The organism is Streptomyces sp. NPDC087787, from assembly GCF_044743035.1.
Taxonomy (GTDB): Bacteria; Actinomycetota; Actinomycetes; order Streptomycetales; family Streptomycetaceae; genus Streptomyces.
The window spans coordinates 33,200-47,821 of the sequence record NZ_JBIUVQ010000031.1; the positions used below are offsets into that span (position 1 = coordinate 33,200).

12 protein-coding genes are annotated in these 14,622 nt (G+C 67.9%); 2 read left to right on the top strand and 10 right to left on the bottom strand.

The features are described from left to right. The 10 genes from ACIOWN_RS32555 to ACIOWN_RS32600 form a co-directional block, all read right to left on the bottom strand. Nucleotides 1–1,197, bottom strand: coding sequence for an acyl-CoA dehydrogenase (locus tag ACIOWN_RS32555; protein WP_401984217.1), 1,197 nt, complete (start codon nt 1,195–1,197; stop codon nt 1–3). After that, the gene (locus ACIOWN_RS32560) at nt 1,197–1,796 is read right to left on the bottom strand and encodes a flavin reductase family protein (protein ID WP_401984219.1); all 600 of its coding nucleotides are present in this window, start codon (nt 1,794–1,796) and stop codon (nt 1,197–1,199) included. Before ACIOWN_RS32560 ends, ACIOWN_RS32555 begins: the two co-directional genes overlap by 1 nt. 97 nt (nt 1,797–1,893) lie before the next feature. Further along, a complete protein-coding gene (locus ACIOWN_RS32565; protein WP_362348846.1) occupies nt 1,894–3,273 on the bottom strand; it encodes a cytosine permease in 1,380 nt (459 codons plus the stop codon). Between the two features lie 159 nt (nt 3,274–3,432). Next, nucleotides 3,433–3,834: a RidA family protein gene (locus ACIOWN_RS32570; RefSeq protein ID WP_362348844.1), complete on the bottom strand. Its 402-nt coding sequence runs from the start codon at nt 3,832–3,834 to the stop codon at nt 3,433–3,435. 11 nt (nt 3,835–3,845) lie between these two features. After that, nucleotides 3,846–5,396 carry an aldehyde dehydrogenase family protein gene (locus ACIOWN_RS32575; protein WP_362348843.1) on the bottom strand — a complete coding sequence of 517 codons (1,551 nt, stop codon included), beginning with the start codon at nt 5,394–5,396 and terminating at the stop codon, nt 3,846–3,848. Nucleotides 5,397–5,453: 57 nt separating this feature from the next. Further along, nucleotides 5,454–5,876, bottom strand: coding sequence for a cupin domain-containing protein (locus tag ACIOWN_RS32580; protein WP_362348841.1), 423 nt, complete (start codon nt 5,874–5,876; stop codon nt 5,454–5,456). Between the two features lie 3 nt (nt 5,877–5,879). Next, nucleotides 5,880–6,632, bottom strand: coding sequence for a dimethylmenaquinone methyltransferase (locus ACIOWN_RS32585; protein ID WP_401984221.1), 753 nt, complete (start codon nt 6,630–6,632; stop codon nt 5,880–5,882). Further along, the gene (locus ACIOWN_RS32590) at nt 6,629–7,564 is read right to left on the bottom strand and encodes a VOC family protein (RefSeq protein WP_401984223.1); all 936 of its coding nucleotides are present in this window, start codon (nt 7,562–7,564) and stop codon (nt 6,629–6,631) included. Before ACIOWN_RS32590 ends, ACIOWN_RS32585 begins: the two co-directional genes overlap by 4 nt. A 96-nt stretch (nt 7,565–7,660) precedes the next feature. Further along, the gene (locus ACIOWN_RS32595; protein ID WP_362348837.1) at nt 7,661–9,226 is read right to left on the bottom strand and encodes a 4-hydroxyphenylacetate 3-hydroxylase N-terminal domain-containing protein; all 1,566 of its coding nucleotides are present in this window, start codon (nt 9,224–9,226) and stop codon (nt 7,661–7,663) included. Between the two features lie 395 nt (nt 9,227–9,621). Next, nucleotides 9,622–10,545 carry a LysR family transcriptional regulator gene (locus tag ACIOWN_RS32600; RefSeq protein WP_362348835.1) on the bottom strand — a complete coding sequence of 308 codons (924 nt, stop codon included), beginning with the start codon at nt 10,543–10,545 and terminating at the stop codon, nt 9,622–9,624. Between the two features lie 526 nt (nt 10,546–11,071). Between ACIOWN_RS32600 and asnB the strand changes: the two genes are divergently transcribed. Both asnB and ACIOWN_RS32610 read left to right on the top strand, forming a co-directional pair. Beyond that, a complete protein-coding gene (gene asnB, locus ACIOWN_RS32605; protein ID WP_362348833.1) occupies nt 11,072–12,910 on the top strand; it encodes an asparagine synthase (glutamine-hydrolyzing) in 1,839 nt (612 codons plus the stop codon). Between the two features lie 188 nt (nt 12,911–13,098). Beyond that, nucleotides 13,099–14,514: a glycoside hydrolase family 6 protein gene (locus tag ACIOWN_RS32610; protein ID WP_401984225.1), complete on the top strand. Its 1,416-nt coding sequence runs from the start codon at nt 13,099–13,101 to the stop codon at nt 14,512–14,514. Nucleotides 14,515–14,622: the final 108 nt, after the last annotated feature.

Here is a 14,622-nt window from a genome sequence, read left to right on the forward strand (position 1 = left end):
TCATTCCTTTCCGACGGCCGCGGGCCCGGGAATCACCAGGTCGAAGAATCCCCAGTGCGACCCGGCGGGCAGGGTGCCCGACAGCATCCGGCCGCACTTCTGCGTGACGATGTGCGAGGAGCCCCGATGCTGGCTTCCGGCATGGCTGTCGCGGAAGAACCGCTGCAACGTGCCGTTCCGCATGACCTGCGCCCCCGCGAAACGGTGCACGAGCTGACTGATCTCCAGCGCGGTCCGGGTGGCGAGGCTGCAGGCGAGCCGGGACATCGTCTCCTGCTCGTCGTTCAGCTGCGCTCCCGTCGCGAGCGTGGACTCGTTGTCGCGCCAGGTCTCGCGCAGCAGCGCCATCGTGCCCCGGACGTGCGAGAAGTGCCGGGCGAACTCCGCGAAGAACTCGTCACTGGTGACCGGGGAGCCCTCGGAAGGGTCCTTGCGCCGGGTCAGCTCGCGCAGCTCGTCGAGCATGCGCCGCCCCACGCCCTGGGACCAGGCCGCCTGGTGCAGGCCGGCCAGCAGGGCAGGGCTCACCCGGCTCATGCAGCGGCCTCGCCGGGCGTTCTCGGGGCCGATGCCGAAGACGTACTTGTCCTGGACGAGCACCTCCTCGGCCCGGTAGTCGAGGCTCGCGGTCGCGCGCAGCCCCAGCATGTCCCAGTTGTCACTGATCCGCAGGGCCGAACGGGGAACCAGGCAGACCAGCCGCTCTCCCGTGCCCTCCACGGTCACTGCCAGATTGAGGTGGGTGGCCATCGACACCCCCGGGGCGAACTTCCAGACCCCGCTCACCCGGTAGCCGCCGCCTTCCCGGACGGCCCGGCCGGTGAAAGCGGTCGACTGTCCGGCCACCAGCGGGTACGTGCCGTCGCCGAAGAGCTCGCCGACCGCCTCGTCACTCAGGTAGGTGGCCGCTGTCGCCGTCTCACTCGTCAGGGCGCGCACCAGCCAGCCCAGCGAGGCATCGGCGTGGGACAGCTTCTCCATCACGTGCAGGATCCGCAGGGGTGAAGCCTCCAGGCCGCCGAGTCCGGCCGGCATCATCAGCTTGAAGATCCCGCTGTCGCGGAGGGCGTCCTGCACCACCGGCGTCGGCCGCCGCAGCCGCTCGCTGTCCTCGGCCTCGCTCTGCAGGAGCCAGTAGATGTCCGTCAACTCCGCGAGCAGCCGGTTCGTTTCCTCGTTCACCTGTGTGTCGGCCATCACCGTCGGCCCCCCTCGGACTGCGCGCCCTCACCGGCGTCGCGCTCGGCGGCTTCGGCCAGAGCACCCCACTGGCCCCGGTAGAAGAGCAGGGGCCGGGTGTCGTTCTGCTGGCCGTAGGACAGCACACGCCCGAGCACGAGGACGTGGTCGCCGCCGTCGTACCCCGCCCACGGCGTGCACTGGAAGTACGCCAGCGAGCCGTTGATCCGTGGTGCCACGTCGTCGCCGACCCATTCGATGCGGTGCGTGTCCTGCGGCTTGCCGGCGAACTGCAGCGCGGTGGCGAGCTGGTCGTCCCCGAGCACGTTGACCGCGAAGGGCCGCTCGAGCAGGTAGCTCAGCGCCCGCGAGGTCCGCTGCATGGAGACCAGCACCAGGGGCGGGTCCAGGGACACCGACGTGAAGGAGTTCACGGTGATCCCGTAGTAGCTGTCGCCGGACCGATAGGTGAGGACGACGACTCCGGTGGCGAAGTTTCCCAGCGTGTTGCGCAGCTGACGGGGATCGGCGAGCGACGGTACCGCCGCGCTCGACGCGAGGGTCCTGGCGTCAGCGGCTTTCTCGTAGATCTCCGAGTCCCACATGATCTCGGTCATCCCGAAGCCTCCTGGATGAGTCGTGGGGTCCGGCCCTGGTCCAGGGCCGGTGGGGGGCCGGCAGCCACGTGCCGTGGGCCGTGGCTGCCGGCAGGGGTCAATGGGCCTCTTCGAGAGCTTCCTCGCCCGCGACGAACGTGGTGCCGGTGCCCTCGGGCAACCAGTGCCGCAGCACCGGGTAGAGGGCGACGGCAAGCACCAGGGACACCAGGAACCCGAGGGCGAGGACGTCGGTGGCCATCAGGACCACGCCGACCGCCGCGGACAGGACCAGCGTGACGACTCCGGCCCAGTTCCACTTCTCGACCCGGTGGGTGGCGCTGTCGAAGCGCGCCCGGCGCACCAGGTAGTAGTCCGCGATCATCACGCCGCACATGCCGAGCGTCATGGCGCCCAGGTACGCCAGGTACTGGGTGAACTTCTCCAGGATTCCGGCGGAGATCATCACCAGGGCGATGATGTTGCCGACGACCACCATCGCCGCCCGGCCCGGCTTTCTGCCGGTGAGGGAGTCGATCAGGTTGACCAGCGAGAGCGATCCGGAGTAGGCGTTGATCGCCTGGGCCTTGGCCTGGGCCGCGTAGATGGTGACGAAGCCCATCCAGCCCGCGAAGATGACGAAGAAGGCCCCCGTGTTCTGCATGACGAACGCGTTGCCCGCGACGGCGGCCGCCTCCGGGGCCATGCCCTTGTTGTGGACCATCAGATAGTCGATGACCTGGGGCATGCCGCCGATCACGACGAGGGAGCCCAGGACGGTCATGACGATGTTCTGGGTGATCGGGCCGGCCACGGCCAGGACCGTCACGTCGCGCCGCGTGCGGCAGTAACGCGCGAAGTCCGTCGTGACCAGAGCGATGGTTCCCGCCGTCGCGCCCATGACAGAGACGGCGGACTCGAATCGCGGCCACAGGCCTCCGGGGACGACTCCCGCGTAGGTGAACACGTCCATGGGGTCGGCGCCTTGGATCACATAGATGTCCACGATCATGTAGATCGTGACGAGCAGTGTGACGGCGATCAGGACGCCGGTGGCTCGCAGGGCGAGCTTGATGCCGAAGATGGCGAGCCCGATCCACAGCAGCGTCATGCAGCCGTAGATCAGGATGCGCCATCCCCACGAATCGGGCAGGCCGAACATCAGCAGCGTGCCCTGGTAGAGGAGGGCGGCCTCGACGGCGAGGAAGCCGAGGATCATGAACGCGAAGATGACCGAGCCGATCGCCGAGCCCCTGAAGCCGAATCCGAAGAACCGGGAGGTGATGGTGCTCGACATACCTGTTTCGAAGGCCATCCGCCCCAGGGCCTTGCCGAGGCCCACCGCGAAGGCCGCGACGAGGACACCGACGAACAGGCCCACGGTGAAGCCGGCGAGCACGACGGTGAAGCCGGCGATGGCGAAGACGACGAGGGCGGTGGCGACGCTGACCGGGCTGAGGGCGAGTTGGTAGCCGCTCCTGCGCTCTGCCGCCGGCACACTGACCAGGGCATGGTCTTCCGCCGCAGCAGCCAGTGACGAATCAGCCCGTCTGGGATTCCTGGTGTATGAAGACACGGTGGTTCCTGTCCTTGTGAGAAATATGGCTCCTGCGGCGGAATGTCGATGGCCGGACCCGCCCGAGGTCGCCGCGAGGGGTCAGTCCGCGCTGCAACCCGCTACGGCGATGGCCTCGATCTCGAGGAGGATCTCCGGCTTGGCGAGGGCGGAGACCTCGACCAGCGTGCAGGCGGGGAAGTCGCCGGAGAAGAACTCCTGACGGGCCTTCCAGACCTCGGCGTTGTCACTGATGTCCGTGACGTAGATGGTCATTTTGACGACGTCGTCCATGACCGCGCCCGCCGCCTCGACCAGGTCCCTGATCTTCTGGAAGACGACCTTGGCCTGTTCGTAGGACGTCTCGCCGAGGACGGTCTCCCTGTCCTGGCCGCGGGCGGTCATTCCGGAGACCATGATGAGGTCGCCGATCCTCAGGCAGTTCGACCACATCTTGTCCGCCGGCTCCCGCACGGCGGTGGAACGGATACGCTGCTTCTTCATCGCTGTTGTCCTCAGAGGTCGATGCGGTTGTCCCACGCGGACGTTCCGCCCCAGTTCACGCACACGCTCTGGCGGCGCATGAATCCCTTCCAGGCATCCGAACCGGCTGTACGGCCACCGCCGGTCTCCTTCTCGCCGCCGAAGGCGGAACCGACATCGGCCCCCGTCGTGCCCATGTTGACGCGCACGATTCCGCAGTCACTGCCCCGAGCCGACAGGAACGTCTCGATGTTGGTCAGGTTCGTGCTGTGCATACCGGAGGCGAGCCCCTGCGCGACGCCGTTGTGGATCTCGATGGCCTCCTCCAGATCGTCGTAGGTCAGCACGGAGACGATCGGCACGAAGGTCTCCGACTGGGCGATCTCGAAGTGCGGTCGGACACCCGTGACGATGGCCGGCTCGACATACAGACCCGGGCGGTCGATCACGTTCCCGCCGTACACCACGGTGGCGCCCTCACGTTCGGCACCGGCAAGGACCTTCTTGTAGTCCTCCACCGCACGCTGGTCGATCAGCGGGCCGACCACGGTGTCCGGGTCGCGCGGGTCACCGATGGCGATCTGCCCGAAGGCCTTCTTCAGCAGCTCGACCAGTTCGTCCGCGATGCTCGTATGGGCGATGACACGGCGGGTGCTCGTGCAGCGCTGGCCGGTGGTGCCGACCACGCCGAACGTCAGTGCCCTGGCGGCGAGTTCCAGGTCGGCGGTCTCGTCGACGATGCAGCCGTTGTTGCCCGAGCACTCCAGCTGGTACCGGCGGCCCAGCGTCGAGCCGACGATCTCGGCGACCTTGCGCCCCACGCTGGTGGAACCGGTGAACGAGATCATGGCGATCCGCGAGTCGGAGACCATTTTCTCGGCGACGGCGTTGTCGTCGGGGATGAACAGGGAGAACACGCCCTCGCAACCCAGCTCCGCCGCGGCCCTGTTGACCAGCTTCTGCACGGCGACGGCGGTCAACGGCACCTTGGGACTCGGCTTCCAGATGACCGTGTTGCCGGCGATCGCGGACAGGAACCCGTTCTGCGCCCAGACGGCCGCCGGGAAGTTGTACGCGCTGATCAGCCCGACGACGCCCAGCGGCAGCCACTGGTCGTACATGCGGTGCTCGGCGCGCTGGGACTGCTGGGTGAAGCCGTACATCATCCGCGCCTGGCCGGCGGCCAGCGTCGACATGTCGACCGCCTCGCGCAGTTCGCCCTTGGCCTCCATCGTGGACTTGCCGGTGTCCAGCGAGACGACAGCGGCCAGGCTCTCCAGGTTCTCCTCGATCAACTGGCCGATCCGGCGCACGAATTCACCGCGCCGTGGCGGCGGTACCATCCGCCACTTCTTCTGCGTCTCGACGGCCGCGGCCACGAGCGTCTCGTAGTCCTGGCCGTGCGAAGCCGCGATCCGGCCCACGACCTCGCCGTCGGCGGGACACTGCGCCTCGATGACCGGCCGGCCCTCGACGGTGCCCCAGCCGAGCGAGTCCGCGTAGGTGCCGGAATGCACCTGGTCCAGACCGAATTCAGCCAGCACCTCGTGTGTGTCGAACAGAGTCTTGGTGGTATCGCTCATCATCGCGCTCCCTCAGCGTCGCGAGTTCGGCAGTAATACGTCGGACGGGCCCGCGCCTCACTCCTTGGCAAGGAAGTCGCCGATCGTCTCGTCCGTGTGGTACTCGGGCTTCTCGTAGTAGTGCGGGCCGTCGTAGATCTCGATCAGCACGCTGCGCTCGTGCGCCAGGGTCGGACCGTGCGGGTGGTCCTTCGGGTTCATGTAGAACGACCCGGGACGCAGCCGGAGGCCGGAGTCGGTGTACTCGTAGTCGCCCTCGAGGCAGTACATGAACTGGTTCGAGGCGTGCGTGTGCTTGGTCGGGATGGTGCCGCCCCGCTGGTACTCGAGGATCGCGATGCTGGCGCCGGTGTCGGGGTTCTTGTGGAGGAAGTACTGACGGAACCCGTAGTCGGGATAGTCGATCCAGTCCTCGTCCTTGAGGTCGGCGGCATGGATCAGGACCTCGAGCGACTTCATGGTCGCGGGGTTGATGTCCACTGTTCACTCCGATCCGGGGCGGCCTGCGGCCACCCACGCGTCGTATTCCTGGCGGCTTTCTGGTGTGGCGGGGAACAGCCCGAAGAGGGACCGGCCCCGTTGGAGCTCAAGAGCCGCGAACTCTTCGTACGCGGTGGCGTCGGCGGCTTCCGCGGCGACCTCGGAGGCCAGTTCCCGGGGAATGACCACGACGCCGTCGCCGTCGCCGAGCAGCACATCGCCGGGGTAGACAGCCACTGAGCCGCACCCGACGGGTTCGTCGAGCGCGACCGGGTGCAGGGCGATGGGGGTCGCTCGGGGCGCGTTGTCCCGCTGGTAGCAGGGCAGGCCCGTCTGCCTGATGGCCTCCGAGTCGCGGTAGCCGCCGTCGGTGACCACGCCGGCCGCACCGCGGTGCTTCAGCCGCGCGGCCATCATGTCGCCCATGGACGCGGCGGCCGTGCAACCGAACGCGTCGATCACGAGCACCGCGCCGGGCGGGCACTCCTCGATCGCCCGCCGGTGCAGGTTGTCGCTGCTCGAGTAGGTGGCGAGGGTGTCGAGGTCCTCGCGTGCGGGGATGAACCGCAGGGTGTAGGCCGGGCCCACGAGCGGCTGCTGGCCGGCCGTCAGTGGCCGTACCCCGGCCATGATCACGTTCCGCAGGCCGCGCCGGAGAAGCATGTTGGCCACGGTGGCCGAGCCCGCCCCCGCCAACTGTGCCCGGACCGCCTCGGGCAGTGGTCCGGCGAGGTCCGCGTTCGCCGCGGCGGTCACTGGAAGAACTCCAGGGGCGGGCGGTTCCCCCACTGGGTGGTGTCGCCGGCGGTGCCGTTGAACTTGGTCGGCCGGTGGTCGCGGTCGACGATGTCGCCGTCGGTGTAGTGCTCGATGCGGAAGCCGAAGGGGTCCTTCCAGTAGTCGAAGATCTGGCTGCCGAGCAGGTGGCGGCCGACTCCGACGTCGAGGGAGTATCCCTGCCGGATGAGGTAGTCGTGCGACGACATGACGGCGTCCATGTCGGTGACCTCGAACGCGCTGTGGTGGATTCCGGCCCAGTCCGACTGCAGGACGAGCATGAAGTGGTGGTCCACGAGCTGCTCGCCCAGGTCCAGCCGGACGAAGGTGCCGACGACGGGCCCCTCCTCGCCCGGCGGGACGAAGTAGTCGGAGGGGAGGAAGTTGAAGCGCTCGTCGAGCCAGGCCATGGTCTCGTCGTGGTTCTTCACATGAAGCACGAAGTGACCCAGGCGGGCGATGGTGCACGGCGCGACGGGCTGGCGGACGGCGGCGTTCACCCGGTTCTTGTCGCGGATGTTGTTCATCGCGAAGGGTTCCCGGTCCGGGATGGGCTCGGCCTTGCGCCGGCCGTGGATCGCCCGGATCTCGAAGCCGTCGGGCGTGGTCATCGCGACCTCGTGGCCGCCGCCGGGCTCCGCCGACTCGCGGACCGGGGAGGATCCCGGCAGCGCGGCGAGCTCGACGAGGTCGTCGTAGCCGGCGACCTCGATCGAGGCGCCGACGAAGTGCTGCTTGTCGGCCTTGCGGGTCACATGGATGTGATGCTGGGTGCCCGTTCCCCGCATGTACAGGGTCCGGTCGTCACTGCCCTCGGCCGGCACCATGCCGAACGCGGTCAGGAACTTCTCCATCACCTCGAGATCCGGTGCCTCGTAGGTGACTTGGGCAGCATCGATAGCCGTAGCCACAGGTCCTCCTGGGGTGGGTGGGAGCACGGCGACGAGTACGCTCCGGCGTCGCCGAAAGATCGGAACTCCCCTTCTGCGGGGAGCCGCGCGGGGCCGTCAGCCCTTGAGGATGCTGACGTCGTCGGGATTGCGCAGGTCCGGAACGGTCCAGCCGTTCAGGTCGTACTCGTCCATGGCGCTCTGCGCGAACTCCTTGCAGTAGTCGAGCAGGCCGCTGCCCCGTGCGCCGAACAGGTTGGTCTGACGCGTCACGTCGTTGCTGCCGATGTAGTTGATCTCGTACAGCTCGTGACGGGCTCCGAACTCCGTACCGATGGAGTCCCAGAGCATCTTCATGACCTTCACACGCTCCTCGGCGTCGATGCCGCCCGTGCCGCGCAGGTAGGTGTCCAGATAGCCCCGGATCTCCGCGGTCTTGAAGTCGTTGGCGTGGGAGTTGAGGTAGATCAGCCCGCTGGCCACGACCTGCTCGATGATGTTCTTGATCTTCGGCATGGCGAGCTGGTTCATCACGCGGTAGGCGCCGGCGAACTGCGGGTCGGGCTGGATCATGCCGCCCTTCCACGGCACCGCGCTCTTCGCCATCGCGTCCGACAGCGCCCAGAAGGTGTTGCGCCAGGCGATGACCTCGCCGAGCTGGGACATGACGCCGTGGAACGAGCCGGCCCCGGTGACGTCGAGGGCGCGGGACAGCATGCCGACGAGGAAGTCCATCTTGACGGCGAACCGGGTGCACCCGTGCAGGGAGGCGCGCTCCAGGTAGCCCGAGTGGATGTTGTACTTGTTGGCCTGTTCCAGGTCGTTGTAGATGAACGCGTTCTCCCAGGGGACGAACACGTTGTCGAGGACCAGGATGGCGTCGTTCTCGTCCAGCCGGCTCGACAGCGGGTAGTCGAACGGGCTGCCCAGCACCGCCGCGCGGTACTCGTTCGAGGTGCGGCAGAGCAGCTTGACTCCGGGAGCGTTGGTGGGCGTGATGAACACCGGCGAGAAGGCCGGGTCCTGCACGGCGACCTGGCCCACGTGACCGACGAAGGTGTGGTGGGTCAGGGCGGACCCGGTGGCCACCACCTTGGCGCCGGTGACGTAGAAGCCGGCGTCGGTCTCCTTGGTGACCCGGATGAACACGTCCTTGCCCGCGTCCGGACCGAGGCCGCGGTCGACCGGCGGGTTCATGATGGCGTGGTTGATGTACCAGGTCTTCTCCTGGGCCTTGCGGTACCAGGTGCGAGCGTTGTCCTCGAATCCCCGGTAGAACTCGGCGTTGGCGCCGAGCGTGCCGAGGAAGCAGCCCTTGTAGTCGGGGGAGCGGCCCATCCAGCCCCAGGTGATCCGCTGCCACTCGGCGATGGCGTCGCGGGAGGCCACCTGCTCCTCGACGCTCTTGGGCGCCTGGTAGAAGCGGTGGGTGAAGCCTCCCCACTCCGTGGGCGCGGTGAGGACGTCCTTGCGCGCGGGGTCGTGCAGGGCGTCGTACATGCGAGCGATCATGCGAGCGGAGTTGCGGAAGGCGGGGTGTTCGGCGACGTTCTCCACCCGCTCCCCGTAGATCCAGACCTCGCGGCCGTCGTCGAGGCTTTCGAGATATTCACTTCCGGTAAAGGGGAGATACTCGCGGCCGGCAGGGCTCTGTGCCGACTGATTCGCGTTTCCCGCCGTCATTGACCGGCCCCTTCTTGTCGTTCACGGAACCGGGCCGAGCCATCGGTTCGTGCAGCCAAGGCGTAGGCGGCGATCGCACGAGAAGGTTTCTCTCATCGATACGGCCCGCGCCGTCGAATTGCCGGGAAGACTGACACGGCCGCAGGGCGCGGGCAATAGAAAACGAAAGGGCCCGACGAGGCCCGAGTGTGTCGGCCGCCGGCCTTCGGGCCGACTGGCCCCGGAGCGCGGAACTGCCTCTGAACAGGCGCTTCAAGCCTTGGCGAGGGTGCTGCCGCGGAGCAGATGCCGGCCCGCATGTGGCGCACGTCACACGGGTTCGGCTGTTGATCGCGGAGATGTGCTCTTGATTTCATCCTCCCTTTCCATATGGGCCGCAGCAGGGGGGTGCATAGTTACGCGTATGGCTGCTCTCGCCGCCCGAGCGCGCGACGATGCTCGGCGACCGTCCGAGTGGCCTGCAGCCAGCGATCCATGAGCGGGGTGATCTCCCCTCCGCGCTTCCACAGCAGGGATGCCTGCATGGACCGGATCCATTCCGGGGGATCGAGAAGGGTGACCGAATCACTCGATCCGGCAATGCGCTCGGTCACGAGCGCGACCCCGAGTCCGGCCGCGACGAAGGCGACCGCCGTCTGTGGCGTGGAAACCTCGATGACCTCGAAGGAGTCGTCGCCCGACAAGGCCTTCTCGGCGGCGTCCGGCATACCCCAGAACGCGGAGAGCCGGGACGGCAGGATCCACCGGCCCCATCCCTTTCCGTCTGGACGGGACTCCATGGCGCGATACCTTGGCACAGCGAGCTTCACCTTGATGTCGATAATGGGGCACCAGTCACAGCCCTCGGCGACGAACCTGGAGAATTGCGTGGACCCGAACGGGACACAGCCCATGTCCAGGTCGCCGGACAGAACACCTTGAACAATAAGGTCCGGAGTGACATCCGCCAGTGTGACGCGCGCCCTGGGGGCCTGGTCGAGGAATTCCGCCAGTACGTCCGCGATGATTTCGTTGATGACCATGGGTTCCACGCCGATGTGCAGATCGCCGATGACGCCCCCTCCCATCAATTTCAGCGTGTCCACGACTCGGTTTCGGTCCGCTATCAGACGTTCGCCCCTGGACAGCAGGTGGAGGCCTGCCTGAGTGGGGTGCACGCCTTTCGCGGTTCGCTCGAGGAGGCTCACGCCGAGCTCCCGCTCCAGCTTCGCGATGGCGTGACTCAGCGGTGGCTGCGTCATGTGCAGATTCTTGGCGGCCTGTGAAACCGACCCGGCCTCGACGACGGCTCGGAAGTACTCGAGTTGGCGGAAATCCATGCTCTCTGGATGTCATGACTTCTGCGGAATGTCAATAGACGAGCGACCGGACCGGGAAGGCAGCGCGGACGGTGACTGAACGGCTTGCACGGATATCAACAAGGGGAAACGGCTTTGATGCTGAACGGGAAAAGACCGCACACCTGTTGTTGTCCGGCGGGCGCCGCGTGAGCGCGACGGCGATGAACCGCTGCAGGAACCGGCATGCCGCACCGGACGAACCAGGAGAGCGGGTTCGGGGAGGCGGACGTCAACTCTCGGCGCGACCAGCGGTGACGGGACAGAGCCATTCGCCGGACAGTTCCTGCGCCCGAAAGAAGGTGAAAGCCGCTGGGCCGGCCGGGCGGCGTGCGAGCCGGGGTAATGCTGTGCGGCGGGCCGAGAGCCGACGGCCGCGGCCCGGAACCCGGGGCTCGCGGCCGGGGCGAGGCTCGTAGGGCTCAATACGAACTGGTTCGCCGGGAGCGGCTGCAGGAAGCCGCAGGTGTCCGGGCTCGCCCCGGAGGCCGGACACGGGAGGTAACACATGTGCGGGATCACCGGCTGGGTGTCCTTCGACCGTGATCTGCGGTCCGAGAGCGCGACTTTGGACGCGATGACAGAGACCATGTCCTGCCGGGGTCCCGACGACCGCGGAACCTGGGCCGAGGGACCCGCGGCCCTCGGCCACCGCAGGCTCGCGATCATCGACCTTCCCGGCGGCCGGCAGCCGATGAGCGTCCGGACGCCCGAGGGCACGGTGGTGCTCGTCTACTCGGGGGAGACCTACAACTTCACCGAACTGCGGAGCGAGCTGGCCGGCCTGGGCCACCGCTTCACGACCGACTCGGACACCGAGGTGGTCCTGAACGCCTACCTCGAATGGGGCGAGGGGCTCGCCAGGCGGCTCAACGGCATGTTCGCGTTCGCGGTGTGGGACGGCCGCCACAACCGGCTCGTGATGGTCCGCGACCGTATGGGGATCAAGCCGTTCTACTACTACCCGACCTCCGACGGCGTGCTGTTCGGCTCCGAGCCCAAGGCCGTCCTCGCCCACCCGCTCGCCCGCGCCCGGGTCCGCCTCGACGGACTGCGGGAGATGTTCTCGATGGTCAAGACGCCCGGGCACGCCATGTGGGACGGCATGCGCGAACTGGAGCCCGGCACCGTACTCACCGTCGACCGGCAGGGGATGCGCCGACGCGTCTACTGGCAACTGGAGACCCGTCCGCACACCGACGACCGCGGCGCCACCACCGCCACCGTACGCTCACTGCTCGACGACATCGTCCGCCGCCAGCTCGTCGCCGACGTTCCCCGCTGCATGCTGCTGTCGGGGGGTCTGGACTCCTCGGCCCTGACCGCCCTGGCCGCCCGCCAACTGGCCGAGCACGGTGAGAAGGTGCGCAGCTTCGCCGTGGACTTCGCGGGACACGCCGACAACTTCGTCGCCGACGAACTGCGCACCACACCCGACGCCCCGTACGTGCACGACGTCGCCCGCGCCTCCGGCACCGAGCACCAGGACATCGTCATCGACGCGCGGGCCCTCGCCGACCTCGACGTACGGGCGGAGACGATCCGGGCACGCGACCTGCCCGTGGGCATCGGCGATCTCGACTCCTCCCTCTACCTGCTCCTCCGGGCGATCCGCGAGCACTCCACGGTCGCGTTGTCCGGCGAGTCGGCCGACGAGGTCTTCGGCGGCTACCTCCAGTTCTTCGACGAGAAGGCCCGGACCACCGACACCTTCCCGTGGATGGCCCAGGCCGAGCGCTTCGGCAGCGACTCCGGCGTCCTGAACCCCGCTCTCGCCCAAGCCCTGGACCTGAAGACGTACGTCGCCGACAGCTACTGCACCGCCGTCTCGGACATCCGCCGCCTCGACGGGGAGAGCGACTTCGAGTACCGGATGCGGAAGATCTGCCATCTGCACCTGACCCGGTTCGTACGGGTCCTGCTGGACCGCAAGGACCGCCTGAGCATGGCGGTCGGCCTTGAGGTGCGGGTGCCGTTCTGCGACCACCGGCTCGTCGAGTACGTGTACAACGCGCCCTGGTCGCTGAAGTCCTTCGACGGGAGGGAGAAGAGCCTGCTCAGGGAGGCGACCGCCGACCTGATCCCGCGGTCCGTGTACGACAGGACGAAGAGCCCCTACCCGTCGACCCAGGACCCTCAGTACGCCGTCGCCATCCAGGAGCACGTCAGGGACATCCTCGCCCGCCCGTCCCACCCGGTCTTCGACCTGCTCGACCGGGACCGGGTGCACCAAGCGGCCCACCGGGACGCCCCGCAGGTCACGCTGGCCTCACGGCGCGGACTCGAACGCACCGTGAACCTGGCGCTGTGGCTGGACATGTACAAGCCGGAGCTGCTGCTCACCTGACCGGGACCCCGTCCTCAGGAGCCGGGGACCGTTTCACGGAAGCGCTCCCATGAAGTTTGTTATTCACGGGAGTTGGGGGATTACGTGAACCTGTCACACATGGATACGCTGCTCAGGGGCGCGGGAGCGCTCCCACGATCCTGCGCACGCCCCTGGCACTCTCCGACCCGAGAGCACGGAGGACGACTGTGACACCCCCCGACCACGCCCGGCATCCCGGGAAATCCCCCAGCGGCCCTTCCGCACGCCGTACTTCACTCAGGCGCCGGGTCGCCGCCCTGGGCCTGGCGGCCGGTGTGGCGACGGCCGGAACGGTGCTGCTGACCCAGGTGCAGGCGGCCGCGGTGCAGGGCAGCCTGCCCGCCGGTACCCAGTTCTACAAGGACCCCAACTCCCAGGTGGTCAAGTGGGCGGCCGCCAACCCGGGTGACTCGCGCCAGCCCGTGATCTCCACCAAAATCGCGAGCCAGCCGCAGGCCGTGTGGTTCTCCGTGTACAGCCCCTCCACCGTCACCGCCGACGTCAGCAAGGTCACGTCGGCCGCGGCCGCCGCAGGCCAGGTCCCGGTGCTGGTGGCGTACACGATCCCCAACCGCGACTGCGGAGGCGCCTCCGCGGGCGGCGCCCCGGACCTCGCCTCCTACGACAACTGGGCCCGCGGCTTCGCGGCCGGACTCGGCAGCGGGCCGTCGATCGTCATTCTGGAGCCGGACTCCATCGCCCTCACCACCTGCCTCAACTCCCAGCAGCTGAGCGACCGCTACGCCTCACTCTCGCGGGCCGGAGCCGCCATCCACGCGGCCGCGCCCAAGGCCAAGGTCTACATGGACGGCGGTCACTCCACCTGGAACAGTGCCTCCGAGCAGGCGAACCGGCTGCGCAGCGCGGGTGTGCTGAACAATGCCGACGGCTTCTACACCAATGTCTCCAACTTCAACACCACCTCCGGCGAGGTGAGTTACGACAAGGCGATCCTCTCGGCGCTCGGCAACCCGTCCCATCTGCACGCCGTGGTGGACACCAGCCGGAACGGCAACGGCCCGGCGGGCGGCGGGGCCTGGTGCGACCCCTCCGGGCGCTCCCTGGGGAACTATCCCACCGCCAACACCGGAGACGCGGCGATCGACGCCTTCCTCTGGGTGAAACCGCCGGGTGAGGCGGACGGTTGTGCGGGCAAGGCGGGCACCTTCCTGCCCGACATCGCCTACGCGCTGGCCGTCAACGCCCCCAACCCGCCCACGAGCCCGCCGCCGACCACACCGCCCCCCAGCAGCCCGCCGGCCGGCGCCTGTGCCGTGAGCTACAGGATCAGCAGCTCCTGGGCGGGCGGATTCAACGCCGATGTGACCGTGAAGAACTCCGGCGGCGCCGTGATCAACGGCTGGACGCTGAAGTGGACCTTCCCGAACGATCAGAAGGTCGTCAGCGCCTGGAACGCCACCGCGACCCAGTCGGGCAACGCGGTGACCGTCACCAACCTGAGCTACAACGGCTCTCTGCCGGCGGGCGGCTCGACCTCCTTCGGTTTCCAGGGCAGTTCCGGCTCGGCCAACTCCGCCCCCACCGGCTTCACCCTCAACGGCACCGCCTGCACCGCGTCCTGACAACACACTCGGCGGGACTGTAAAACGTTCGGTGTAACTCCTGATCAAGGAAGATGCACCGATGACCAGTGAGAACGTGTCCGAGGCCCAGTCCGTCGAGATGCCTGA